General features: G+C 65.4%; 23 protein-coding genes. 5 read left to right on the forward strand and 18 right to left on the reverse strand.

Annotation, left to right across the window (positions count from 1 at the left end; genetic code table 11):
- Positions 1-62 precede the first annotated feature (62 nt).
- From DVB37_RS17660 to DVB37_RS17675, 4 genes are all read right to left on the reverse strand, one after another.
- On the reverse strand, positions 63-1,322 hold the full coding sequence (locus DVB37_RS17660) for an efflux RND transporter periplasmic adaptor subunit (RefSeq protein ID WP_046805418.1): 1,260 nt from the start codon (positions 1,320-1,322) through the stop codon (positions 63-65).
- A gap of 164 nt (positions 1,323-1,486) precedes the next feature.
- Positions 1,487-1,888 carry a winged helix-turn-helix domain-containing protein gene (locus DVB37_RS17665; RefSeq protein ID WP_120156334.1) on the reverse strand — a complete coding sequence of 134 codons (402 nt, stop codon included), beginning with the start codon at positions 1,886-1,888 and terminating at the stop codon, positions 1,487-1,489.
- A 155-nt stretch (positions 1,889-2,043) separates the two neighbouring features.
- Positions 2,044-3,240 carry a patatin-like phospholipase family protein gene (locus DVB37_RS17670; RefSeq protein ID WP_046805420.1) on the reverse strand — a complete coding sequence of 399 codons (1,197 nt, stop codon included), beginning with the start codon at positions 3,238-3,240 and terminating at the stop codon, positions 2,044-2,046.
- A 14-nt stretch (positions 3,241-3,254) separates the two neighbouring features.
- The gene (locus DVB37_RS17675; RefSeq protein WP_370512764.1) at positions 3,255-3,851 is read right to left on the reverse strand and encodes a DUF4136 domain-containing protein; all 597 of its coding nucleotides are present in this window, start codon (positions 3,849-3,851) and stop codon (positions 3,255-3,257) included.
- A gap of 220 nt (positions 3,852-4,071) precedes the next feature.
- Here DVB37_RS17675 and DVB37_RS17680 point away from each other — a divergent pair, with 220 nt between their 5' ends.
- The gene (locus DVB37_RS17680) at positions 4,072-4,866 is read left to right on the forward strand and encodes a TOBE domain-containing protein (protein WP_104144308.1); all 795 of its coding nucleotides are present in this window, start codon (positions 4,072-4,074) and stop codon (positions 4,864-4,866) included.
- Between the two features lie 100 nt (positions 4,867-4,966).
- Here the strand turns inward: DVB37_RS17680 and DVB37_RS17685 are convergent, their stop codons facing one another.
- From DVB37_RS17685 to DVB37_RS17715, 8 genes are all read right to left on the reverse strand, one after another.
- Positions 4,967-5,653: an ATP-binding cassette domain-containing protein gene (locus DVB37_RS17685; protein WP_120156335.1), complete on the reverse strand. Its 687-nt coding sequence runs from the start codon at positions 5,651-5,653 to the stop codon at positions 4,967-4,969.
- On the reverse strand, positions 5,650-6,336 hold the full coding sequence (gene modB / locus DVB37_RS17690) for a molybdate ABC transporter permease subunit (RefSeq protein WP_046805424.1): 687 nt from the start codon (positions 6,334-6,336) through the stop codon (positions 5,650-5,652). Before modB ends, DVB37_RS17685 begins: the two co-directional genes overlap by 4 nt.
- Before the next feature lie 22 nt (positions 6,337-6,358).
- On the reverse strand, positions 6,359-7,117 hold the full coding sequence (gene modA / locus DVB37_RS17695; RefSeq protein WP_120156336.1) for a molybdate ABC transporter substrate-binding protein: 759 nt from the start codon (positions 7,115-7,117) through the stop codon (positions 6,359-6,361).
- Positions 7,118-7,244: 127 nt separating this feature from the next.
- Positions 7,245-7,595, reverse strand: coding sequence for an adenosylmethionine decarboxylase (gene speD / locus DVB37_RS17700; protein ID WP_046805426.1), 351 nt, complete (start codon positions 7,593-7,595; stop codon positions 7,245-7,247).
- Positions 7,592-7,759: a hypothetical protein gene (locus tag DVB37_RS28400; RefSeq protein ID WP_162941240.1), complete on the reverse strand. Its 168-nt coding sequence runs from the start codon at positions 7,757-7,759 to the stop codon at positions 7,592-7,594. Before DVB37_RS28400 ends, speD begins: the two co-directional genes overlap by 4 nt.
- A 4-nt stretch (positions 7,760-7,763) precedes the next feature.
- Complete coding sequence (locus DVB37_RS17705) at positions 7,764-9,233, reverse strand: DUF4178 domain-containing protein (protein WP_120156337.1); 1,470 nt, start codon at positions 9,231-9,233, stop codon at positions 7,764-7,766.
- 6 nt (positions 9,234-9,239) lie between these two features.
- Positions 9,240-10,280 carry an SPFH domain-containing protein gene (locus DVB37_RS17710; RefSeq protein WP_046805428.1) on the reverse strand — a complete coding sequence of 347 codons (1,041 nt, stop codon included), beginning with the start codon at positions 10,278-10,280 and terminating at the stop codon, positions 9,240-9,242.
- Positions 10,281-10,319: 39 nt separating this feature from the next.
- On the reverse strand, positions 10,320-10,706 hold the full coding sequence (locus DVB37_RS17715; RefSeq protein ID WP_046805460.1) for a DUF350 domain-containing protein: 387 nt from the start codon (positions 10,704-10,706) through the stop codon (positions 10,320-10,322).
- 90 nt (positions 10,707-10,796) lie between these two features.
- Here DVB37_RS17715 and DVB37_RS17720 point away from each other — a divergent pair, with 90 nt between their 5' ends.
- From DVB37_RS17720 to DVB37_RS17730, 3 genes are all read left to right on the forward strand, one after another.
- A complete protein-coding gene (locus tag DVB37_RS17720) occupies positions 10,797-12,308 on the forward strand; it encodes a polyamine aminopropyltransferase (RefSeq protein ID WP_104144303.1) in 1,512 nt (503 codons plus the stop codon).
- Positions 12,308-13,996: an NAD(P)/FAD-dependent oxidoreductase gene (locus DVB37_RS17725; RefSeq protein WP_120156338.1), complete on the forward strand. Its 1,689-nt coding sequence runs from the start codon at positions 12,308-12,310 to the stop codon at positions 13,994-13,996. The genes DVB37_RS17720 and DVB37_RS17725 overlap by 1 nt, the downstream gene beginning before the upstream one ends.
- 115 nt (positions 13,997-14,111) lie before the next feature.
- On the forward strand, positions 14,112-15,359 hold the full coding sequence (locus DVB37_RS17730) for an FAD-binding oxidoreductase (RefSeq protein ID WP_120156339.1): 1,248 nt from the start codon (positions 14,112-14,114) through the stop codon (positions 15,357-15,359).
- 33 nt (positions 15,360-15,392) lie between these two features.
- Here DVB37_RS17730 and DVB37_RS17735 read toward each other — a convergent pair whose 3' ends face one another.
- From DVB37_RS17735 to DVB37_RS17745, 3 genes are all read right to left on the reverse strand, one after another.
- Positions 15,393-16,187, reverse strand: a complete 795-nt coding sequence (locus DVB37_RS17735) for an ABC transporter ATP-binding protein (RefSeq protein WP_046805432.1) — start codon at positions 16,185-16,187, stop codon at positions 15,393-15,395.
- Position 16,188: 1 nt separating this feature from the next.
- Positions 16,189-17,079, reverse strand: coding sequence for an ABC transporter permease (locus DVB37_RS17740; protein ID WP_046805433.1), 891 nt, complete (start codon positions 17,077-17,079; stop codon positions 16,189-16,191).
- Positions 17,080-17,374: 295 nt separating this feature from the next.
- Positions 17,375-18,346 (reverse strand): ABC transporter substrate-binding protein, encoded by a 972-nt coding sequence (locus tag DVB37_RS17745; protein WP_120156340.1) that lies wholly within the window; start codon positions 18,344-18,346, stop codon positions 17,375-17,377.
- Between the two features lie 239 nt (positions 18,347-18,585).
- Between DVB37_RS17745 and DVB37_RS17750 the strand changes: the two genes are divergently transcribed.
- Positions 18,586-19,542 carry an aldo/keto reductase gene (locus tag DVB37_RS17750; RefSeq protein WP_120157547.1) on the forward strand — a complete coding sequence of 319 codons (957 nt, stop codon included), beginning with the start codon at positions 18,586-18,588 and terminating at the stop codon, positions 19,540-19,542.
- Positions 19,543-19,546: 4 nt separating this feature from the next.
- On the opposite strand, the gene DVB37_RS17755 is transcribed toward DVB37_RS17750, so the two are convergent.
- The 3 genes from DVB37_RS17755 to DVB37_RS17765 all read right to left on the reverse strand — a co-directional run bounded on the left by DVB37_RS17755 (position 19,547) and on the right by DVB37_RS17765 (position 23,028).
- Complete coding sequence (locus DVB37_RS17755; protein WP_104144301.1) at positions 19,547-20,518, reverse strand: tripartite tricarboxylate transporter substrate binding protein; 972 nt, start codon at positions 20,516-20,518, stop codon at positions 19,547-19,549.
- Positions 20,519-20,689: 171 nt separating this feature from the next.
- Positions 20,690-22,231, reverse strand: coding sequence for a malonyl-CoA synthase (locus DVB37_RS17760; protein WP_120156341.1), 1,542 nt, complete (start codon positions 22,229-22,231; stop codon positions 20,690-20,692).
- 5 nt (positions 22,232-22,236) lie between these two features.
- Positions 22,237-23,028 carry an enoyl-CoA hydratase/isomerase family protein gene (locus DVB37_RS17765; protein ID WP_120156342.1) on the reverse strand — a complete coding sequence of 264 codons (792 nt, stop codon included), beginning with the start codon at positions 23,026-23,028 and terminating at the stop codon, positions 22,237-22,239.
- Positions 23,029-23,054 lie beyond the last annotated feature (26 nt).

The raw sequence follows: 23,054 nt of genomic DNA on the forward strand, positions 1-23,054 counted from the left end.
GGGCTGACTCTGAAAGCGATGCTCACCAAAGGGGAACGCGGCGCCTGTGCGCCGCGTGCCGCTTAAGATTTCTGGCCTGCGGCCTTGTCCTGCGTTGCGGGCTCGGCGGGCTTGGACGGATCGGCCGGTGCGGCCGGCTTGGCGCCGGGCTGCGCCGGCGCCTGGCCGTCTTTGGCGGCGGCCCCGTTCTTGGTCCATTGGCTGACCTGCACGGGCGCCCCTGGACGGATCTTCTGAAAGCCTTCAACCACGACCACGTCGCCGGCCTTCAGGCCGCTGGTGATCAGCCAGTTGTTCTTGATGGCGCCGCCGGTCGTGACGGGCAACTGCTGAATCTTGTTGTCCTTGACCAGCATCAGGCTTTGCGAGCCGTCTGCGGTGCGTTGCAGCGCCTGCTGCGGCACGACCAGCGCCTTGTCGTCAACGCCCTGCTCCAGCCGCACCCGCACGTACATGCCGGGCAACAGGATGCCGTCGGGGTTGGGCACTTCGGCGCGCAGGTTCACCTGGCCCGTGGACGGGTCCACGGTGATGCCGGTGAACAGCAGCTTGCCGGCGTGCTGGTATTCCGAACCGTCTTCCAGCACGACCGTGGCGCGCGCGGTGTCTTTACCCACCTGCTGCAACTGGCCGCTGGCAAACGCGCGGCGCAGCGTGGCCAGTTCGGCGGTGGACTGGGTGAAGTCCACGTAGACCGGGTCCAGCTGCTGCACGGTGGCCATCTGCGTGGCCGACGTGGATTCCACCAGCGCGCCCTCGGTCACCAGCGGCTTGCCGATGCGGCCCGTGATGGGCGAGGTGACGTCGGTGTAACCCAGGTTGATCTTGGCGTTGTCCTGCGCGGCCTTGGCGGCGGCGACCGCGGCGTCGGCCTGGCGGAACGAGGCCACCGCGTTGTCGTATTCCTGCTTGCTGACGGCGTTGGCCTTGACCAGCGGCGCGTAGCGGTCGGCCAGCAGCTTGGCGCTGAACAGATTCGCCTGTGCCTGCTTCAGCTGCGCCGTCGCCTGATCGTAGGCGGCCTTGTACGGCGCCGGATCGATCTTGAACAGCAGTTGGTTTTCCTTGACGTCGCCACCTTGCTCGAAGGTGATCTTCTGCACGATGCCGGTCACGCGCGAGCGGATCTGGGCGTCGCGCACGGCATCCACGCGGCCGGGCAGTTCGGAGACGATGGGCGCGCGCTCCGGCTGTACGGTGATGACGCTGACTTGAGGCATGCCAGGGTTCATCTGGGGCTTCTCGCCGCACCCGGCCAATATCAGCGCGAGGATGCCACCGGAAACTGCCAGACCTGAAACACGTTTAGGCGAAAACCGCATTGAAACCCCCGCGTAGCGTAGTGAACCGAACCAACAAAGCGATCAGATAATGCCTAACGTCAGTCATGGCACGTGAATAGCCCAATAATGTAACTCAGTTATTGGGGATTACACGTATTTTCAGCCGCTCAAACGATGCGCGGGAGAGACATTGCGCAACAGCCTCAGAGAGTGGAAAGCTCTCGGAGATTGCCCAGGAATACATAGCCCACGCCGTGCACAGTATGCAGCGGCAAGCGGATTCCCGCGCGCAGCACTTTGCTGCGCAGTCGGCAAATTGCCACATTCAACGTGCGCAGATTGGTGCTGGCGCGCGTGGCCATCAGCTCTTGGCGCAGCAGTTCGCGATTGGGGTTGCGCAGCAGGCACAAAAAGCACGCACGTTCGATTTCGGTCAAGTCGATACGCGCGCCGCTGGGTGCCAACAACGTCCACCCTCGGTAAAGCAGGCTCCACCAACCGTCGACCTGATCGCCGCTTGAGAACGTCGGCTCGTCGGCGTGGGGCAGTCGGGCGGCATCCGGCGGTTGCGGACCATGGGGGGCAAGAGCATCGAAAGCAGTCATCACATGTCTCCACCGGGGCGGCTTGGCCAACGGCGGCGCGGCCGGCTCCCGGAACTGGGTTGCTGGTGGTTCTGGGAGACTACCGGCGTTACGGCCTGATGACGCGCTCTTGATACGGGTTTGGCCTGAATATCAGACCAGTCCTATGCAAATGCTTATGAAGGGTGCTTGCCGTTGCGGTGGATATCGTGCGTCACGAAGCAACTGTCTTCGGTCGGACGGGCCAGAATGCCTGGCTTGGCTAGCGTCTGGCGGATATCCGCCAAGCCGGATTCCCAGTGTTCGCGCATGGCCTCGGTGCCGAATTCATAGTCCTTGGAATAGCGTTCCCGATGCTTGGATTCGTAGATCAGGTTGATGATGTTGGTGGCCGGCGTATGCGACAGCTTGCGGATGTCGGCCAGATCCGGGGCATTGCGCTCGGACTCGGGCATGCGCTCAAGCAAGCGCTGCAATCCGTGGCGCAACTTCAGCACGCGCCGCAGCTGGTCGGTGACCAGGCGCGTGCGGCTGGAATACTGGATGTCTTTCTGCCGTTCGGCCACCTCTTCCAGCGACGTCGGCAGCGCCCCCCGCGCGGGCCACAGGTCTACCTGGAAGGCCAGTGTGTCGCGCATGTTGTCGGTGGTCAGCACCTGCGCCAGCGGCGTGTTGGACACGACACCGCCATCCCAATAGTGTTCGCCATCGATTTCCACCGACGGAAAGCCCGGTGGCAAGGCGCCGGACGCCATGATGTGCTCGGGCCGCAGCGTGTCTTTCAGGCTGTCGAAATAAGCGAAGTTGCCCGACTGCACATTGACCACGCCGAAGCTGGCGCGCACGGCCCCACTGTTAAGCACGTCAAAGTCCACGAACTGGCGCAACGTGGCGGCCAGCGGCGTGGTGTCGTAGAAACTGGTGGACGCCGCGCCCCGGCCGCTGGCCCAGTAAGGCGGCGGAAAACGCGGTTTGAAAAAACCGGGCTGGCCCGAGAACAGCGCCTGGAAGGCAGACAGCTGGCCGTTCATGGCAGGCGACCCGAAGCCAAAGGGGATGCCTTCGAACATGCCCGCCAGCGTGTCGCCCCAGGGCACAGAGGCAAAGCCGGCAGGCCGGCAGATGGCTTCCCAGAAACCGCGCAGGCGATCCACCCGCTCGTCTTCGCGAGAGCCCGCGATGATGGCCGCGTTGATCGACCCGATGGAAATGCCGGATATCCAGTTGGGCCGGATGCCCGCCTCGTGCAAGCCCTGGTAGACGCCTGCCTGATAGGACCCCAGCGCCCCGCCCCCTTGCAACACCAGCGCGACGGTTTCGTAGGGTGGCGTATCGCCGGTGTCTTGGGATGGGGCGTTGCGACGAGCGGTCATGCGGCTACCTCGGGTCAGGGTTTGCTTTTGTCCGGCAACTGCGGCGCGGCCACGCCGGCGCGGAACGGATACTTGGCGAAGATCTGCGCCACGGCCTTGTCCACGTTCTGCGGCGTGTTGGCGCTGTCGGGATTCTGCACTTCGCCCACGGCCACGCCCTCCCACACCAATTGCTTGCGGCGCGCGTCCACCAGGTCGATGTTCAGCGTGCCTTCGGTGTATTGGTACACGTCGTCGCCCCAGCCGTAGCCGGGCCAACCGCCGTAAAAGCCGGAGCGATAGCCATAGTACGGGCCCATGGGCGGCGCCGCGGGCGTGACTTGGGTTTTTTGCTGGAGCTTGGCGCTGAAGTTGACCAGAAGGTCGGGATTGGACGGGGTGTAGGTGTAGCCCCGCATTTCCATCTGGCCGCGCGTGGCGTCCTTCAGGCGCTCGGTCAGCAGGCTGCTGTAGCCGGCTTTGTCGGTGCCCAGGGGGCTCATGAAACCGAAGGTCTGATACTGCGCGAAATTGGCTTGATGATCGTAATCGCCTTTGATCGTTGGCCCCGAGGCGCAAGCCGCGAGCAAGCCAGTCACGGAACCCGCCGCCAACCATTTCACCGCTTGAATCGCTTTCATGTCGATGTCTCCAAGAGCACTGGGCCACGCCATAGTGCCGCGAAGCCCGTAAACTTTCAACAGAATCTCATTCGCATCACGTGCCGGCTTCTGCCCTGTCGCGGCTGATCGGCCGCCAGGTCGGGCCACGTAGTTTGGACATCGTCCATTACACTCTTGGCTCGCTTTTGACCTTGACCCCGGCCCAACCCCTGAACCGTACCCCCTGCCCATGTTGGAACTTGACGGCTCGATCTGGTTTCGTTCCGGCGCCCAGACCTGGGGCGGAAAAAACCGCATAGACCTGCTGGCGCAAATCGACGCCACCGGCTCGATCACGGCCGCCGCGCGCGCCGTGGGCATGAGCTACAAGGGCGCCTGGGACGCCATCGACGCCATGAACAACCTGGCGGGCGAACCCCTGGTGCTGCGGGCGGCGGGCGGCAAAGGCGGTGGCGGTACGCAACTGACCGACCGCGCGCGCCGCCTCATCATGACGTTTCGCGCGCTCGAGGCCGAACACCAGAAGTTCATGGACAACCTGACGCGCGCCGGCCTGGACGCCAGCGGCGACATCGACCTGATGAGGCGCTTCATGTTGAAGACCAGCGCACGCAACAAGTTCCTGGGCACGGTGACCGATATCCGCACCGGCGCCGTGAACGACGAAGTGCAGCTGCGCATCGCGGGCGGCCACCTCATCACCGCCACCATCACCCGCGACAGCACCGCTGAACTTGGCCTGGCGCCGGGCAAGGAAGCGATTGCGCTGGTGAAGGCGTCGACCGTCATCGTGGGCGCGCCGGGCCCCGGCTTGCGGCTATCGGCGCGCAACCAGCTGCAAGGCCACATCACGGCTATCCGCCCCGGCGCGGTCAACAGCGAAATACTGATCGGCATGGAAGGCGGCGCCACGCTGGTGGCCATCGTGACCAACGACAGCGCGCAAGAGCTTGGGCTGGAAACGGGCGCGCCGGCCGTGGCCATCTTCAAGGCTTCCAGCGTGATCCTGGGCGTGCTGGACTGAAGCGCGGTCCACTCCGCCCTGCATTGTTCCTGCGCCATTCGCTGCGCCATTCCCTGCCCCAATCCCTGCGCCATTCCCTGCGCCTTTCCCCGCACTCCGCCTACACGCCCACGTCATCCCGGCGGCGGCCCACCCTGCCGTCGCGCACTTCGAAGACCTCGTCGGCCAGCGCGTCGACATCGGCGGGGTCGTGCGTGATCAGCAGCATCGGCACATCCAGTTGACGCTGCAAGGCATTCAATTCCTGGCGCATGCGGCCGCGCAGTTGCGAATCCAGCGCTGAAAAGGGTTCGTCCAGCAGCAGGATGTCCGGTTGCAGCATCAGCGCCCGAGCCAGCGCCACGCGCTGCTTCTGCCCGCCGGAGATCTCGCCGGGATAGCTGCCGACGATGGCGCCCAGTTCGAACGCATCCACCCAGCGCCGCGCCTCGGGCAGCACTTGGCGCCGGGGCGGATTGCGCCAGCCGCGCCGCAGCCCGAACGCGATGTTCTGCGCCACCGTCAGATGCGGAAACAGCGCGTAGTCCTGGAACAGATACGCCACCCGCCTCGAACGGGCGGGCAGGCACACGCCCGCCTGCGCATCGAACAGCACGCGCCCATTGATCTCGATGCGCCCGGCATCCGGACGCAGCAGCCCCGCCACGGCGCGCAGCGTCAGGCTCTTGCCCGCGCCCGATGGCCCGAACAGGGCAATGCGCTTGGACGACGACGTGAAGGCGGCGTCCAGCTCAAAATGCCGGTCGCCCGACACCATGCGTTTTTGCACCTGGATGCTGACGCTCATCGGCTGCCTCCGTCGCGCGCCCGGGCACCCTTGGGCACCAGCTTGCCCGCCACCACCAGCACCACCACGCAGGTGATGGACGTGACCAGCACCAATAGGTTGGCGGTACGGTCATCGCCCGCCTGCACCGCTTCGTAGATGGCCACCGACAGCGTCTGGGTACGGCCCGGCAGATTGCCCGCGATCATCAGCGTGGCGCCGAATTCGCCCAGGGCACGGGCAAAAGCCAGCAGCACGCCGGCCAGGATGCTGCGCGCCGCCAAGGGAAGCGTCACGCGGAAAAACACGCCGATTTCGCCCACGCCCAACACCCGGGCCGCGTTTTCAAGTTGCGCGTCCACGTTGTCGAACGCCGCCCGCGCCGACTTGAACACCAGCGGAAACGCCACGATGGACGCGGCAATCACCGCGCCCTGCCAGGTGAAGACCAGTTCGATATTCCACTTGGCCAGCGTTTCGCCGATGATGCCGCGACGGCCCAGCAATACCAGCAGGTAATAGCCCAGCACGGTGGGAGGCAGCACCAGCGGCAAGGTCAGCAGCGCGTCCAGCACATCGCGCCCCGGCCAGCGCCAGCGCGACAGCCCATAGGCCGCGGCGGTGCCGGCCAGCGTCGCCAGCAGCGTGGCCCAGCCCGCCACCTTCAGCGACAGCAGCAGCGGGACCCAGACGGGATCAGTCATCGGCGGCCGCCATCACCCAGGCTCAGGGCTGTTGAAAGCCGTAGCGCGCCAGGATGGCCTGCCCGGCGGGCGACAGCACATAGGCCACGAAACGCTGGGCTTCCTGGGCCGCGGCCTCGCGCGCGGTCACCGCAATGGGATAGGTGACGGGCGTTTGCGACGGCACGCGCAGCGCCACCTTGACCTTGTCGGGCATGATGGCGGCGTCCGTGGCGAACACGAAGCCGGCATCGACCTCGCCGCGCGAGACATAGTCCAGGCTTTGCCGCACGTTCTGCGCCAGCACGCTCTTGGCCTGCACGGCGGTCCACAAGCCGGCCGCTTCCAGCGCGCCCTGCGTGTAGCGCCCCACCGGCACCGACGCCGGGTTGCCGTAGGCAATGCGCTTGACGTCCGCGCGCGTCAGGTCGTTCAGCAACGTGATGTTGGCCTTGCTGTCCGCCGGCACGATCAGCACGATCTGGTTGGCGGCGAAGTCCACGCGCGAATCGCGTCGCACGGCCTTTTCCTCCACCGCCTTGTCCATCGCCTTTTGGTCCGCTGACGCGAACACATCGGCGGGAGCGCCCTTCACGATCTGCTGCAACAGCACGTCGGACGCGCCGAAGTTCAGCACGACATGGGTGCCGGGGTGTTCCTTTTCATAGCCTTGCGCCACGTCCTTGAACGCGTTGGTCAGGCTGGCCGCGGCGGACACGACCAGATCGGCGGCCTGGGCGCCTGCCCCCCACAGCGCGGAAATCGCCAGCGTCAGCGCCAGCATCGGACGTTTGCAAGACATGGTCTTCCTTGGAAATGGGGTCGATAACAGGGCCCCGTCGGTAACGAAATATATAGAGGTATATAACGCCCGTCAATTTGCCATCCCGCGCGTCCTGCGCCAGATCAAATCCAGGGAAAAAGCGGGATCAGCCCCGCGCGACCGTCGTCACGTTGACCGAGGCGGGCGCCAGCGCGTCGCGCAGGCTGGCCAGCGCCAACTCGGGCTGCGCCGCGCCGCACATGAAGATGTCCAGCGCCGCGAACCCGTGCTCGGGCCAGGAATGAATGCTGATGTGCGATTCGCTCAGCATGACCACGCCGGTCACGCCGGAGCCTTCACCGAAAAGATGGAAATGCGCGCTCAGCACGTGCGCGCCGGCGGCCCGCGCCGCCGCGATCAGCTGCGCTTCCAGGGCCACGGCGTCGGTCAGGCGATGGGCCGGCACCCCGCGAAAGTCGGCCAGCACATGACGGCCGGCGCAATCATGCACGGTCACTTGTGCGACCCGCCCGAAGACCAGCCCGAACTGCCGGATGAACTGCTGCCCCAACTGCTGCTGCTACCCCCGCCGCCACCCACCATGCGCACGCCGGGGGAATTGAAGCCCGTGGCCGCCAGGACGACCACCAGGGCATACACGCCATAGATAAACTTGCCCATGGTCCTAGTCGTCCCCTTCGGAAAGCTTGTCCGCCATCTTGGCGGGTAACCACAAGAACGCCAGCCCGATCAGGATCGGGATAAAGCGGCCGCCCAGGATATTGCTCAAATTCAAGAACACCATGCCGATCGTCGCGATCCAGGCCCATTTGCCATAGCCGCCACTGTTGCCTCCCCTCGGCAGCGCTTTTTGCGCGGCCAGCTTGGGGTCGTCGAACCACTGCGCCAACTGCGCCGGGGCCACGGGCGACGATGCCGACCAGCCCAATTCCGATTCGCTGCGTTCGCGCGTGAGCTTGAGCGTGCCGGCCTTGTAGTCGGTGATGTGCGTGGTGTCGCCCGCCTTGACGCGCCAGTTGAACGCGCCCAGCGGCATCTCGACCTGCGAGGTGTAGTCGTACAGCTTCTGGTACAGCTTCGAACGCCAGCGCACGCTGCTGGCGTTGTTCGGGCTGGGCCAGGTGTCGCACACCTGCACGCGTTCCCAGCCCTCGTCCGTTTCCACCAGCCAGATAAAGCCCTTGGCCGGATTGAACAGCAGGTATTCGATCCAGTCGGACGGCTCTTCGGGATCGCGGTCGGCGCATTTCATCAGCCCGATCAGGGTGTAGCTGGCGCCGTCGATCTTGGCCACCGCGCCCAGCGACAAGGTGGTCTTGATGGACTTGACCTTGCGCGCCTTCTCGATGACTTCGGCGGTGGGCCCGGAACAGTCGACGGTCGCCGCGCATGACGGGCACACCACGGTCGTCGCCATCGCCGCCACGAAGCTGATCGGCGCCCCGCAGTTGGGGCAGTCCAGCGCCTTGATCTGGCCGCGATAACGGCCGGCCGTCTCTTGCACTTGTTCGTCGCTGCGCAACGTGGCCGCCTGCATGGCGGACAGGTCGAAGGCCTTGCCGATGTACACCTCGGGTTCGGGGCCGTCTGAAAAATCCAGCGTGAGGAACGCGTCCAGGCTGCGGAAATCAGCCACCTTGGCGTCCCAGCCGTCGCCTGGCACGAAGGGCAATTCGCCCTGCGCGCCACTGGCCCGCGCCCGGCGCACGTCCGAGGCGATGAACCGCTGTCCGTCCAGTTTGAGCTCATCGCCCGGCGCGATGTCCGCAAACGCGGGCATGCCCTGTACCGACTTGACGCCGCGCCGCCGGGTCAGCGCGTACTGGCCCGACGCGTCCGACAGCCAGCCATCGGCGCCATCGTCGAACCACACGTACCACTCGTTCCAGAAGCCGTCGTCATAGCGCAGCTGGATGCGGCCGATCACGTCGAACCGCTTGCCGTCGGCCTTGCCCGCCGCGCCCAGGCACAGGGGCGAATAATCTTCCAGCACGTCGGCCATTTCGCCGATGCGCTTGACCGAGTCGGCATCTTTGAGCAAGGTGCTGCGGCATGCGCCGCAGACTGCCATGACGGAAGCGGTGGACGTGAACTTGACCGGGGCGCCGCACTGCGGACACAGAACCTGCTGCATGGGACCTTAGCTGGTAAGTTTCTTCAGCACTTCGGCCTTGGCCGTGTCGTAATCGGCGGCGGTGATCAGCCCTTTATCCAGCAGGTCTTTCAGCTGTTGCAAGCGCGCGACCGGGTCGGCGCCGGCGGCTGCCGGCGCCGGCTGAGCCGGCTGTGCGGGTTGCGCAGGCTGCCCGGCTTGTCCGGCTTGCCCCACGCCCAAGCCCGCAGCCATCGTCTGCCCCAGCGCCGCGCCGGCCGCCAGGCCCGCGCCGATGCCGGCGATGCCGCCTTCGTTCTGCGCGGCCAGCGGAATCGACGTGGCCGTCTGGTACTGGGTGAACTTGCCCAGGTCCCCCGCCATGCCCATGGAAATACGCGTGTCCAGCGCCTTTTGCAGCTCTTCGGGCAGCGACACGTTTTCAACGGTGAAGTTGTCCAGCTTGACGCCATAACGGTCGAACACCGGCGCCAGCGCCTCGCTGATGCTTTGCGACATCAAGCCCTGGTTGCCGGCGATATCCAGGAACGGCACCTTGGAGCCGCCCAGCGCCGTCGTCATGGCAGCCACCACCATGTTGCGCAGCTGCAATTCCAGGTCGTCGACCGTGTATTCGTCGCGCGTGCCGCTGATTTCGCGATAGAACTTGGCCGGGTCCGAAATCTGGTACGAATACACGCCGAACGCGCGCAGCCGCACCATGCCGAATTCGCTGTCGCGCAGCGTCACCGGCTGCGCCGTGCCCCAACGCCGGCCCAGTTGCAGGCGCGTGCTGAAAAAGATCACGTCCGACTTGAAGGGCGACTCGAACAGCTTGTCCCAGTTCTTCAGGTACGTCAGGATCGGCAGCGTCTGCGTCGTCAGCTTGTACATGCCGGGGCCGAACACATCGGCCACCTTGCCTTCATTGACGAACACCGCCATCTGCGATTCACGCACCGTCAGGCTGGCGCCGTACTGAATTTCAAAGTCCTGCATCGGATGGCGCCAGGCGAGCACGCCGTCGCGATCTTCGTTCCATTGCAGGATGTCGATGAACTGCTTGCGAATAAAGGAACCGAGACTCATAGGTCCTCCCGTGTCAGGTGGGATTGCGCGCGTTTGCCCTCAGGTCAGGCAGCCCGCGTTCACGATGCCGGCGGCCAGCGAGATCGAACCGATCAGGCCGCCCATGGCGATATTGTTTTGTTCGATGGCCTCGTTCATGCCGGCAATGGCCTTGTTGACCACGACATAAACGACGATCTGCACCAGCATGGCGGCCACGCCCCACACCAGGAACATCACGAAGCTGGCATGCACCGCGATGCTGGAACACAAGGTCAGGCTGAAGCCCACCAACGCACCGCCATAGGACAGCACGGCGGCGATATTGCCTTCGCGGATCAGGTCGAATTCCTTGTAGCGGGTCACGGCGGTATAGACCGCCGTGAAAACGCCCAGCATGACCAGCGCCGAGACGATATAGATCAGATAGGTCACCGCCGGATGCATCGCTTCTCCCATTGCCACCCTCCTAATTGCGCGCAGTATATACGCGGCGTTCGATATACTGCGAACGCATTTTTCGCCCCGGACACCCCAATGCGCGACCGCGTTCTCATCCTATCGGTATTGATCGTTGCTTCCTGCGGCTTGGGCTATGAGCTCATCAGCAGCGCGCTGGCCAGCTATTTACTGGGCGATTCGATCCTTCAGTTCTCCTCCGTTATCGGCTGCTATTTGTTCGCCATGGGCATCGGTTCGTGGTTGTCAAAATATGTAAGAGACGAAGACGTTTTGAATCGGTTCATCGACGTCGAACTGCTGGTGGCGTTGCTGGGCGGCGTCTCGGCCGCCGTGCTGTTCTTGGTGTTCGCCTGGCTGTCCGCGCCCTTTCGCGCGGCGCTGTATGTGGGCGTCTTTGTCATCGGCTTGATGGTGGGCATGGAGATCCCGCTGGTGATGCGCGTGTTCAATCAGCGCAAGACCGAATTCCGCGAGATCGTCAGCCGCGTGTTGACGTTCGACTATCTGGGCGCGCTGGCGGTGTCGCTGATCTTTCCGCTGCTGCTGGCGCCCAAGCTGGGCCTGCTGCGCACCAGTTTCCTGTTCGGCATCCTGAACGCCAGCGTGGCCTTGTGGACCACGTGGCTGTTCCGCGCCGAAGTGCGCCGCCCCGGCGAAAAAGCCATACGCGCCTGCGTCGTGATCGGCTTTCTGGCGCTGGGCTTCATCTATTCCACCGCGATGACGGCCTGGGCCGAAAAGGGCTTGTACGGCGATGACGTGGTGCACGCCGAAACCACGCCGTACCAGCGCCTGGTGGTGACGCGCTGGCATGACGACCTGCGCCTGTACATCAACAACAACCTGCAATTCTCGTCGCGCGACGAACACCGCTATCACGAATCGCTGGTGCATCCCGGGCTGCAAACGCTGCCCTGGGCGCGCAACGTCTTGGTGCTGGGCGGCGGCGATGGCTTGGCGGTGCGTGAAATCCTTAAGTACAAGCACATTGAACACATCACGCTGGTGGACCTGGACCCGGCCATGACCGGGCTGTTCTCGCGGTCCGATCCCCTGGTTGCGTTGAACCAGGGCGCACTGAAAGATCCCCGCGTCACCGTCATCAACGACGACGCCGGCCGCTGGCTGGAAACCCATGCCGAGGTCTACGACTTCATCGTGGTGGACTTTCCCGACCCGTCCAACTTCGGCCTGGGCCGCCTGTATTCCGTGCCGGTCTATCACCTGATGGCGCGCCACCTGGCCGAAAACGGCTACATGGTGATCCAGTCCACCTCGCCCTACTTCGCGCCGCGTTCGTTCTGGAGCGTGAACGCCACGCTGAAGGAAGCGGGCTTGAACACCTGGCCGTATCACACCTACGTGCCCTCGTTTGGCGATTGGGGCTTCATCCTGGCCAGCAAGCGCCGCGACTACACGCCGCCCGACAAGATCACCGTGCCCACGCGCTACCTGGACCCGGCAACCACGCGTGAACTCTTTCACTTCCCGGCGGACATGCCCGCGCTGGAGATGCCGCCCAACCGCTTGAACGAGCAGTCGCTGGTGCGCTATTTCGACGAGGACTGGCGCAAGGTCATCCGCTGATGCGCCGCCGCAGCTTTCTTCTGGGCGCGGCCACGGCGGCGGTGGCCGGCACCGCGGGCTACTACCGCCAGCGCATCGTCGAGACCCCGGCAAACGTGGCTTACCCCGGCATGCAGGCGGGCCACGCGCTGCGCGACGGCGCGGCCCTGCCCGCCGCCACCGCGCACCATCGGCACCAGGTCGTCATCCTGGGCGCGGGCGTGGCCGGCCTGTCATGCGCGTGGAAGCTGGCGCGCGAAGGGTTTACCGACTTTGTCGTGGTTCAGGGGCCGGAATTCGCCGGCAACGCCGCCGCCGGGCGGCAGGACGAACTGCACTATCCGCTGGGCGCGCATTACCTGCCGCTGCCTTCGATGGCGTCCACCCATGTGCGCCAGATGCTGGCCGACTTCGGCATCATCGAACACGGCGCGGGCGATGTCCGCCCGGTGTATGACGAATCCGTCCTGGTGCATTCGCCGCAAGAGCGCCTGCTGCGCAACGGGCGCTGGGAAGACGGCCTGCTGCCCATGACGGGCCTGCCCGATGCCGACGTGGCGCAGCACCATCGCTTCCTGGCGCTGGTCGAACGCCTGCACACGCAGCGGGGCAATGACGGGCGGCGCGTGTTCAGCATCCCGCTGGTGCTGTCCTCGCAAGACCCTGCCTGGCGCGCGCTGGATCAGATCCCCTTCAAGCAGTGGCTGGATCGCGAAGGCTACACGTCGCCCGCCTTGCACTGGTACCTGAACTACTGCTGCCGCGATGACTACGGCGCGGGCTACGACGTGGTGTCGGCCTGGGCCGGCCTGCACTACTTCGCCAGCCGCGACGGCCACGCGGCCAACGCGGGGGAAGGCGCGGTGCTGACGTGGCCGGGCGGGCTGGGCGTGCTGGCCGACCGCATGCGCCAGGCCATCGACGACAAGCTGGGCCACACACGCTGGCTCATGGCGGGTACGGCGGTGCGCATCGCCGACACGCCCGCCGGCCCGCTCACCACCTGCGTGGCCACGGGTTTGGCCCCGGGTTTGACGCCGGGTTTGGCCCCGGGTTTGACCCCAGACTCCACGCCGCGCGCCTACACCTTGCAAAGCCGGCGCACCGTCTGCGCCATGCCCTTGTTCGTGGCGCAACGCCTGTTGCCCGACATCCGCGCCTATGGCTACGACCCGGCCGTGCATGCGTCATCGCACGCGCCCTGGCTGGTGTCCAATTTTCTGCTGGAAGGCTATCCGCAGGAAGCGCCCGGCGAGCCGCTGTCCTGGGACAACGTCGTCTACCAAGGCCGTGCGCTGGGCTATGTGGTGTCCACGCACCAGCTGCTGCGCGTGGCGCGTTCGCCGCGATCCGTCTTCACCGCCTATCACGCCTTGAGCACGCAGACGCCCAACGCGGCGCGGCAGTGGCTCAGCACGGCCAGCCCCGAAGCCCTGCGCGACGAAGCGGCCGCCGACCTGATCGCCGCCTACGGCCGGGAATTCTGGCGCCATGCGCGCCGGCTGGACATCACCGTGCGCGGCCATGCGATGGCCTCGCCACTATGCGGCAGCCTGTCCAACGCCGGGCTGGCCGCGCTGCGCGAGGTGGACGGCCCCGTGCTGTTCGCCCATGCCGACTTGTCCGGGTATTCCGTCTTCGAGGAAGCGTCCTGGTGGGGCGTGGTGGCGGCCGGGCGGATATTGGGGCAAGCGCCGCCAAGCGCTTGATTCGGGTCCCCCGCAACAGGGCGACGCGCGCCCGAATCGCGACCCCGATTTTGCTACACGCGCCCGCATCCGCTGCCCTACAATCGCCCGTCATTCGGGCTACGAAGAAGAACTCATGGGAAAGCACGTCATCGTCCTGGGCGCCGGCATTGTGGGCGTGTGCTGCGCGCTGGAGCTGGTGCGACGCGGCTTGCGCGTGACGCTGGTCGACCGGCAGGCGCCCGGCATGGAAACGTCGATGGGCAACGCCGGCGTGCTGGCGCGCAGTTCGCTGATGCCGTTCAACCACCCCGGCCTGTGGGGCCAGTTGCCCCGCCTGATGAAGAACGACACCGTGCAGTTCCGGTATCGCGCGTCCTATCTGGCGCGGAACCTGGGCTGGGCAGCGCGCTTCCTGCTGAACGCGCGGCCGTCGGTGTTCAAGCAAACCACGCACGCGCTGGACGAACTGATCCGGGTGTCCGCCCCCGAACATCTGAGGCTGCTGGATGCCGCCGGCGCGCGCCATCGTTTGCGCGACACCGGCTGGGTGTTCCTGTACCGCAGCCCGGCCGCCTGGAACGCCAGCGCGTTGGCGCGCCAGACGTTTGCGCAATACCAGGTGCCCACGCAGACGCTGGACCCGGTTGAACTGGCCGCGTTGGAACCCGCGCTGTCACCCATCTTTCACCGTGCGCTGTGGATCCAGGGTTCGTATTCCGTTGACGACCCGCAGGCCGTGGTCACCGCGTACGCTGACCTGTTCCGGCAAGCGGGCGGCACGGTCAAGGCGATGACGGCCACCGGCATCCGGCGCGACGGCCAGGGCTGGACGGTGCAAGGAGCCCAAGGTTCGGAAACCCTGTCGGCCGATCAGGTGGTGGTGGCGTTGGGGCCGTGGTCCAAGGCGTTGCTCAAGACCACCGGCATCGATCTACCCATGGCGTTTGAACGCGGCTATCACATGCACTATCGCGGCCAGGACGGCGCGCGTGTGACGCGACCGGTGTACGACACCGGTGGCGGCTACGTGCTGTCGCCCATGGCGCGCGGGCTGCGCCTGACCACGGGCGTGGAACTGGACGCCTGCGAAGCCGCGCCGCGCATGACGCAATTGGAGCTGGCCGAAGCGCGAGCGCGCGAGGCCTTCCCGCTGGGGGAACGCGTGGACCCCGCCGCCTGGCTGGGCCGGCGCCCCACCCTGCCCGACAGCCGCCCGATGATCGGGCAGGCGCCCAAGCACCCGGGGCTATGGCTGGCGCTGGGGCATCAGCACATTGGCTTCAGCACGGCGCCGGGCACGGCGAAGCTATTGGGCGAACTGATGTTCGACAATCCCGACCCGTCGCGCCACCATGCGTTCCGGCCGGGGCGCTTCATCTAGGGCGCTTCGTCCAGAGCAGCTTCGTTCAGGGCTTCACCCCAGCAACAGCGCGTCGTCCGACAGCTTTTCGCCGCGCACGCGCTCGAACATCGCCAGTAGATCCGGCACATCCATGCCGCGGCGTTCATCGCCCGACACGTCCAGCACCACCTGCCCTTGATGCAGCATCACCGTGCGGTCGCCCACGTCCAGCGCCTGCCGCATGCTGTGCGTGACCATCATCGTGGTCAGCTGGCTTTCGGCAACGATGCGCGCCGTCAGTTGCAGCACGAAGTCGGCGGTACGCGGGTCCAGCGCGGCGGTGTGCTCGTCCAGCAGCAGGATGCGCGACGGCTGCAAGGCCGCCATCAGCAGGCTGACGGCCTGGCGCTGGCCGCCGGACAGCAGGCCGATGCGGTCGGTCAAGCGGTTTTCCAGGCCCAGGCCCAAGGTGGCCAGACGCTCACGAAAGCCGTCCTTCATCGACGCCTTGACCGCGCGGCTGTAGCCACGGCGCACGCCGCGCATCTGCGCCAGCGCCATGTTTTCTTCGATGGTCAGGTCTTCGCAGGTGCCCGCCATGGGGTCCTGGAACACGCGGGCCACACGGCCGGCGCGCGCCCACACGGGCTGGCGCGTCACGTCCACGCCGTTGATGTCGATGCGGCCCGAATCAATCGGCAGGTCGCCCGACACCGCGTTCAGGAACGTGGACTTGCCGGCGCCGTTCGAACCGATGACGGTCACGAACTGGCCTGACGGAATCTCCAGCGACAGGCCACGCAGCGCGCGCGTCTCGATGGGCGTTCCCGCGTTGAAGGTAATTTTCAGATCTTTTGCGGACAACATATCAGCGCCCCTTCTTGCCGACGATACGGCGCTTGAGCATCGGGATGACCAGGGCAATCGTGACCAGCACCGCGGTGACAAGGTTCAGGTCTTGTGCCTTAAGGCCGATGAAATCGCTATTGAGCGCCAACGCGATGAAAAAGCGGTAGACGATGGCGCCAATGATGACGGCCAGCGTCGCCAGCACCAGCTTGCGCGACGGCAGGATGCTTTCGCCGACGATCACCGCAGCCAGGCCGATCACGATGGTGCCGATGCCCATCGAGATATCCGAGCCGCCCTGCGTCTGCGCGAACAGCGCGCCGGCCAGCGCCACCAGCGCGTTGGACAGCGCCATGCCGCCCATGATCATGCGGCCGGTGTTGACACCCTGCGCGCGCGCCATGCGGCCGTTGGACCCGGTGGCGCGCACGGCCAGCCCGGTCTGCGTGGCAAAGAACCAGTCCAGCGCCAGCTTGGCCAGGATGACGATCACAATCAGGATCAGCGGGCGCGCGACATAGTCGGAGATCCAGCCCGGCTGCAAGATCGTGAACACGGTGGGTTCGGTGATCAGCGGAACGTTCGGCTTGCCCATGATGCGCAGGTTGATCGAGTACAGCGCGATCATCATCAGGATGCTGGCCAGCAGGTCCATGATCTTGAGCTTCACGTTCAGCATGCCCGTGATCAGGCCGGCGACCGCGCCCGCGAACGTGGCGATGATCGTGGCGGAAAACGGATCGGTGCCCGACGCAATCAGCGTGGCACAGACGGCGCCGCCCAGCGGAAAGCTGCCGTCAACGGTCAGGTCGGGGAAGCGCAGCAGGCGAAAGGAGATAAACACGCCCAAGGCCACCAGGCTGAAGATCAGCCCGATCTCCAACGCGCCTAACAACGAGAACAATGACATGGGTTAAATCCAATCAGGGTAAGGAAGGTGCATATTAAAGAGTTGAAACGTCGGATTTCTTGCGTTCAGGCATCAGTTTTACCCGAGCTTTCGCAACAAACGTTTCCCGGTTCGTCATTTTCTCGCGTTTCGTTCCAAAGCATCCGCGCGCTTGCCAGGCAGACCGGAAAGCGGCGACGTTCAAAGCCAGGAAAGGGAGCAAAACGGCAGGACCCGGTCGCGGTGCGACCCGAAAAAAGCTTAACAAAAACCCCGCGCACGCCGGGCGGCGTGGCGGGGTCTGGCGGGTGCCGCTTTACTTCACGACCACCGCGGCCGACTTGATCACGGCGTCCGACAGGGTCACGCCCTGCTTGGCGGCGGCGCCCGGGTTCACGTAGAGCTCAAGCTTGGAGATGACTTCCGACGGAATGGCGCCGGGCTTTTCGCCCTTGAGAATGCGCACGACCACCTTGCCGGTCTGCACGCCCAGGTCGTGGTAGTTGATCCCCAGCGCCGCGATACCGCCGCGCTTGACGCTGTCGGTATCCGAGGCGATCAGCGGGATCTTGGCGTCGTTGCCCACCTTGACCAGCGATTCATACGCCGACACGACGTTGTTGTCGGTGTTGGTGTAGATGACGTCGACCTTGCCGATCAGGCTGCGCGCGGCCGAGGCCACGTCAACCGAACGCGGGGCGGCGGCTTCAACCAGGCTCATGCCCGACTTGGGCAGGATTTCCTGCAACTTCTTCACCACCACGACCGAGTTGGCCTCGCCCGGGTTGTAGACGATGCCCACGCGCTTGGCGTTGGGGACGATTTTCTTGATGAGTTCAACCTGCTTTTCCAGCGCCAGCATGTCCGACACGCCGGTCACGTTGGTGCCCGTGGCGTCCATGCTCTTGACCAGCTGCGCTGCCACCGGGTCGGTCACGGCCGAATACACCACCGGCACGTCCTTGGTGGCGGCCACGACGGCCTGGGCCGAGGGCGTGGCGATCGCGACGATGGCGTCGGGACGGTCACCCACGAACTTGCGGGCGATCTGCGCGGCGGTGCCGTTATTGCCCTGCGCGCTTTGGTACTGCCACTTCAGGTTCTTGCCGGATTCGTAGCCGGCTTGCTTCAGGGCGTCTTGCACCCCATCACGCACGGCGTCCAGCGCCGGGTGCTCGACGATGGCGGTAATCGCCACCGACTTTTGCTGCGCCGACACTGGTGAGGCGATAGCCATCGCCAGCGACATGGCGCCAACCGTCAGAAAATGTTTTTTTCCGATCAGCATACGTAAGCTCCTTGAACCCTTGGTTTTTGTTCGTTATTACAACTACGCCGGCGGCTTCCCGTCGGTCGGTCAGCCGTAAAGCCATATAGTCTAACTTGCCGTCAGACAAAAGAATTTGCGGGGAATCCCTGAAATGGTGCATGCCGGCAAGCATGCTCCACGCCGGGGCGCGCCGCGCCAATATACTAAATATCGCCAAGGCCGACGGCGGATCGTCGGCCACATCCCAAGGCCTCATCATGATCAAACGCGCTCTGGGCCGTTCCGGCCTGCAAGTTCCCCCCCTGACTTTCGGCGGCAACGTCTTCGGCTGGACGGTCGACGAAGCCGGCGCCTATTCCCTGCTTGACGCCATGGTCGACGCGGGCCTGAATTTCATCGACACGGCCGACGTGTATTCGCGCTGGGTGCCCGGCAACCAGGGCGGCGAATCCGAAACGCTGATTGGCAAATGGCTCAAGCGATCCGGCAAGCGCGACCGCGTGATGATTGCCACCAAGGTCGGCATGGAAATGGGCCCCGACGCGCGCGGCCTGGCGCCCGCCTACATCCGGCGTTCACTGGATGCCTCGCTGGCGCGGCTGCAAACGGATTATGTGGACCTGTACCAGTCACACAAAGACGACCCCGATACGCCGTTGACGGACACGCTGGCGGAATACGCCAAGCACATCGAGTCCGGCAAGGTGCGCGCCATCGGCGCGTCAAACTACACGGCCGTGCGCCTGTCCGAAGCGCTGATCGCGGCCGAACGCCACGACCTGCCGCGCTACGAAAGCATCCAGCCCGAATACAACCTGTACAACCGCGCCGGGTTCGAGACCGGGCTGCAAGCCCTGGTGAAAACGCAGCAGATGGGCACCATCAATTACTACGCGCTGGCCAGCGGTTTTCTTAGCGGCAAATATCGCAGCGCGGCCGACGCCGGCAAAAGCGCGCGCGGCCAGAAGATTGTGGAGACCTATCTGAACGAACGCGGCCTGCGCATCCTGAAGGCGCTGGACGAGGTCTCGGAAGACGCCGGCTGCACGCCCGCGCAAGCCGCGCTGGCCTGGCAGATTGCGCAGCCGGGCATCACCTCGCCCATCGTCAGCGCCACGTCGTTGGCGCAGCTTGACGAACTGGTCAAGGCCGCCAGCCTGACGCTGACGCATGACCAGTTGGCCAAGCTGAGCCAGGCCAGCGAATGGCGCTAAGGCATTAATCCAGCTTCACGCCGGAATCTTTCACCACCTTGGCCCAGCGATCGACTTCGCTGTCGACGAACTTGCCAAAGTCGGCGCCCGTCAGCGTGGGCACCGCCGAGCCGTTGCCGGCCCACGTTTCCTTCAGCTTCGGGGTGTTCAGCGCCTTGGTGATTTCCACCGCCATCTTGTCGACCGCCTCTTTCGGCGTGCCGGTCGGCGCCCAGATGGCGTACCAGGTCGACACGACGTAATTCGGCACGCCGGCTTCGGCGGCGGTCGGCACGTTGGGCAGCGAGGCCGACCGTTCGTTGGCCGCGACGGCCAGGGGCTTGATGGCGCCCGCGCGTATATGTCCGGACGACGAACCCAGCCCATCGAACGCCAGGTCTACCTGACCACCGATCAACGCGGACAGCATCGGGCCGGCGCCCTGGTACGGCACGTCCACCAGCTTGATGCCGGTCTGCATGGCGAACAACTCGCCGGCCAGGTGGTGCGTGCTGCCCTTGCCGGCGGTGCCGTAGTTGATTTCGCCCGGATGCTTCTTGGCGTAGTCGACGAATTCCTGCAAGGTCTTGACCGGCAACTTGCCGGCGTTGATCACCACCACCTGCGGCGGCTGCGCCACCAGCGCGACCGGCACGAAGTCCTTCTGGATGTTGTAGTTCAGGCTTTTGTACAGCGACGGGGCCAACGCGTGGTGCGCGCCGCCCATGAAGAAGGTGTAGCCGTCGGGCCGGGCCTTGGCGGCGACGCCCGCGCCGACCGTGCCGCCCGCGCCGCCCTTGTTGTCGATCACCACCGTCTGGCCCAATTGCATGGTCAGTTGTTGGGCCAGCGGGCGGGCGAAGGTGTCCGTGCCGCCGCCTGCGGGGAACGGAACGATCAGCGTGATGGGGCGCTCTGGCCATTGCGCGGCGGCCGTGCCGCCGAAACCCAGGGCTGCCACGGCGACTAGGGCCACGGCGGACTTGCGAACTTTCATAATGTCTCCTCTTGCTGCATCACGGGGACGGCGCGGTTGTGTGCGTCTCGTCTCTTGAAATTCTTATTGAATGAATGCTGCCAGGACTGCAATGCGTAGTCGGATCGAGTCGGAAGGTCTCCTGTGTAGAAAAAAAATGCCGGCCCATGCAGGCCGGCATCTGGCATGGCGTCAAAGCGTCTTATAGGTTTCGCGCAGCACGTTCTTTTGGACCTTGCCCATCGTGTTGCGCGGCAATTGGTCAACGATGTGCACGCGCTTGGGCACCTTGAAGTTGGCGATGCGTGACTTCAGTTCCTGTTGCATCGCGCCCGCGTCCAGCGACGCGCCGTCCTTGGGCACGACCACCGCGACGACGGCTTCGCCGAAGTCCGCGTGCGGCACGCCGATGACGGCCGATTCCGCCACGCCAGGCATGTCGTCGATCAGCGTTTCGATTTCCTTGGGGTAGACGTTAAAGCCGCCCGAGATGATCAGGTCCTTGCTGCGCCCGACGATGGACAGCGTGTCGGCCGGCACTTCGCGCCCGGCGGATTCGCCGCCCCAGCGGCCGACGTCGCCCGTCTTGAACCAGCCGTCTTCGGTGAATTCCTCGCGCGTTTTTTCCGGCATGCGCCAGTAGCCCGAGAACACGTTCGGGCCACGCACCTGCACGTTGCCGATCTCGCCCGGCGCCAGTGGCACGCCCGCGTCGTCCACCACGCGCACCTGCACGCCCGGCAACGCGCGCCCGACCGTGCCGGCCAGGCGCTCGCCCTGGGCGGGGTCATAGGGGTTGGACGTCAGCATGACGGTTTCGCTCATGCCGTAGCGTTCCAGGATGGCGTGCCCGCTGCGCGCCTTGAAGTCCGAGAACGTTTCGGCCAACAACGGCGCCGACCCCGAGATGAACAGGCGCATGTTGGCGCACACGTCGCGGTTAAAGCGCGGGTCGGCCAGCAGACGCACGTAGTACGTGGGCACGCCCATCATCACCGTGCATTGCGGCAGATAATGCAGCGCCTGGTCGGCATCCAGCTTGGGCAGCCAGATCATCTTGGCGCCGGCCAGCAAGGCGCCGTGCGAGGCCACGAACAAGCCATGCACGTGGAAGATGGGCAACATGTGCAGCAGCACGTCGTCTTCGCGCCAGCCCCAGTATTCGTGCAGCACCTGCGCGTTGGCGGCCAGGTTGCCATGCGACAGCATCGCGCCCTTGCTGCGGCCGGTGGTGCCGGACGTATACAGAATGGCGGCCAGGTCGTCGGGCTTGCGCTGCACGGTCGCGAAGGTTTGCGGCAGGCCGGCGGCGGCGTCCAGCAGCGTGCCCGTGCGGTCTTCGTCCAGCGTGTAGACGTGCGCGCAGCCGGCCTTGTCGGCGGCGCGTTGCACCCAGTCCAGGTTCTTGCTGGCGCAGACCACTACGGCGGGCTCGGCGTTGCCCAGGAAGTATTCGATCTCGGCTTCGCGGTAGGCCGTGTTCAGCGGCAGGTACACCAGCCCGGCGCGCAAGGTGGCCAGGTACAACAGCAGCGCTTCCGGCGATTTTTCGACTTGCACGGCCACGCGCGAACCGTCGGGCAGGTCCAGCGACGTCAGCAGGTTGGCCAGGCACGCGGTGGCGCGGTCGATGTCATCCCAGGTGTATTGCAGGTCGGGCGTTTCCAGCGCGACTTTGCTGCGGTCTTTGGGAAAGCCGCCTTGCAGGACAGCATAGAGGTTGGCGTTGCTCACCTTGGTCAGTCTCCGGAAAAGGAAGGATCTACGCCGGCCAGGAAAGCGCGTACGCCTTCCTTGTGGTCCCGGCTTTCGGCATAGGAGAAATAGTCTTGATATTCGTCTTCGGTCAAGGCGCCCCCTTGGGCAAGCCGCGCCGACAGGCGTTTATTGATGCGGGCGGCCAATGGCGCGCCCTGGGCGATGCGATCGGCGCTGCGGCGGGCGGCATCGGCCACCTGATCGTCGGGCACGATGCGCGTCAGCAGCCCCAGGCCGTGCGCCTCGTCGGCGCCGAAGACCCGGCCTTCCAGCAAAATTGCCAGCGTGGCCGCGCGCCCGACCAGGGCCAGCAGGCCACGCATTTCATCGGGCGCCATGGGAAAGCCCAGGCGGTTGATCGGCACGCCGAAACGCGCCGACGCGCCAGCGATGCGCAAGTCGCACTGGCTGGCAATTTCCAGCCCGCCGCCCACGCACACGCCTTCGATCTGGGCGATGACGGGGTGCGGGCAGTCGGCCACGGCCCGCAAGGCGGGCGCCAGGATGTGGCGGTGGTAATGCTGCACGCCGGCGGCGTCGGCACGCTGCACGGGAAATTCGCGGATGTCGGCGCCCGCGGCAAAGTTGCCGCCATCGCCCCGCACGATCACGCAGCGCACGGTGCTGTCGGCGGCCAGGCGCGTGAACACGTCACCAAGCTCGCCCCACATGCCCACCGTTATCGCGTTCAACCGCCCCGGGTGCGATAACGTCACCCAGGCCAACGGCCCCTCGCGTTCCAGCCGCACGCGGCCGGTCACGTCTTGCGTCATGTCCCCTTGCCCCTTTTTTTTATTGA

It is taken from the genome of Achromobacter sp. B7, assembly GCF_003600685.1.
Classification (GTDB): domain Bacteria; phylum Pseudomonadota; class Gammaproteobacteria; order Burkholderiales; family Burkholderiaceae_B; genus Achromobacter; species Achromobacter spanius_B.

Bases quoted from the DNA above. Each gene is read 5' to 3' on its own strand.
- DVB37_RS17670 (WP_046805420.1), bottom strand. From the start codon at position 3,240: ATGACCGCTCGTCGCAACGCCCCATCCCAAGACACCGGCGATACGCCA.
- DVB37_RS17685 (WP_120156335.1), bottom strand. From the start codon at position 5,653: ATGAGCGTCAGCATCCAGGTGCAAAAACGCATGGTGTCGGGCGACCGG.
- DVB37_RS17665 (WP_120156334.1), bottom strand. From the start codon at position 1,888: ATGACTGCTTTCGATGCTCTTGCCCCCCATGGTCCGCAACCGCCGGAT.
- DVB37_RS17745 (WP_120156340.1), bottom strand. From the start codon at position 18,346: ATGCTGATCGGAAAAAAACATTTTCTGACGGTTGGCGCCATGTCGCTG.
- modB (WP_046805424.1), bottom strand. From the start codon at position 6,336: ATGACTGATCCCGTCTGGGTCCCGCTGCTGCTGTCGCTGAAGGTGGCG.
- DVB37_RS17705 (WP_120156337.1), bottom strand. From the start codon at position 9,233: ATGCAGCAGGTTCTGTGTCCGCAGTGCGGCGCCCCGGTCAAGTTCACG.
- DVB37_RS17715 (WP_046805460.1), bottom strand. From the start codon at position 10,706: ATGCATCCGGCGGTGACCTATCTGATCTATATCGTCTCGGCGCTGGTC.
- DVB37_RS17680 (WP_104144308.1), top strand. From the start codon at position 4,072: ATGTTGGAACTTGACGGCTCGATCTGGTTTCGTTCCGGCGCCCAGACC.
- DVB37_RS28400 (WP_162941240.1), bottom strand. From the start codon at position 7,759: ATGGGCAAGTTTATCTATGGCGTGTATGCCCTGGTGGTCGTCCTGGCG.
- DVB37_RS17765 (WP_120156342.1), bottom strand. From the start codon at position 23,028: ATGACGCAAGACGTGACCGGCCGCGTGCGGCTGGAACGCGAGGGGCCG.
- modA (WP_120156336.1), bottom strand. From the start codon at position 7,117: ATGTCTTGCAAACGTCCGATGCTGGCGCTGACGCTGGCGATTTCCGCG.
- DVB37_RS17660 (WP_046805418.1), bottom strand. From the start codon at position 1,322: ATGCGGTTTTCGCCTAAACGTGTTTCAGGTCTGGCAGTTTCCGGTGGC.
- DVB37_RS17755 (WP_104144301.1), bottom strand. From the start codon at position 20,518: ATGAAAGTTCGCAAGTCCGCCGTGGCCCTAGTCGCCGTGGCAGCCCTG.
- DVB37_RS17735 (WP_046805432.1), bottom strand. From the start codon at position 16,187: ATGTTGTCCGCAAAAGATCTGAAAATTACCTTCAACGCGGGAACGCCC.
- DVB37_RS17710 (WP_046805428.1), bottom strand. From the start codon at position 10,280: ATGAGTCTCGGTTCCTTTATTCGCAAGCAGTTCATCGACATCCTGCAA.
- DVB37_RS17720 (WP_104144303.1), top strand. From the start codon at position 10,797: ATGCGCGACCGCGTTCTCATCCTATCGGTATTGATCGTTGCTTCCTGC.
- DVB37_RS17750 (WP_120157547.1), top strand. From the start codon at position 18,586: ATGATCAAACGCGCTCTGGGCCGTTCCGGCCTGCAAGTTCCCCCCCTG.
- DVB37_RS17730 (WP_120156339.1), top strand. From the start codon at position 14,112: ATGGGAAAGCACGTCATCGTCCTGGGCGCCGGCATTGTGGGCGTGTGC.
- DVB37_RS17740 (WP_046805433.1), bottom strand. From the start codon at position 17,079: ATGTCATTGTTCTCGTTGTTAGGCGCGTTGGAGATCGGGCTGATCTTC.
- DVB37_RS17725 (WP_120156338.1), top strand. From the start codon at position 12,308: ATGCGCCGCCGCAGCTTTCTTCTGGGCGCGGCCACGGCGGCGGTGGCC.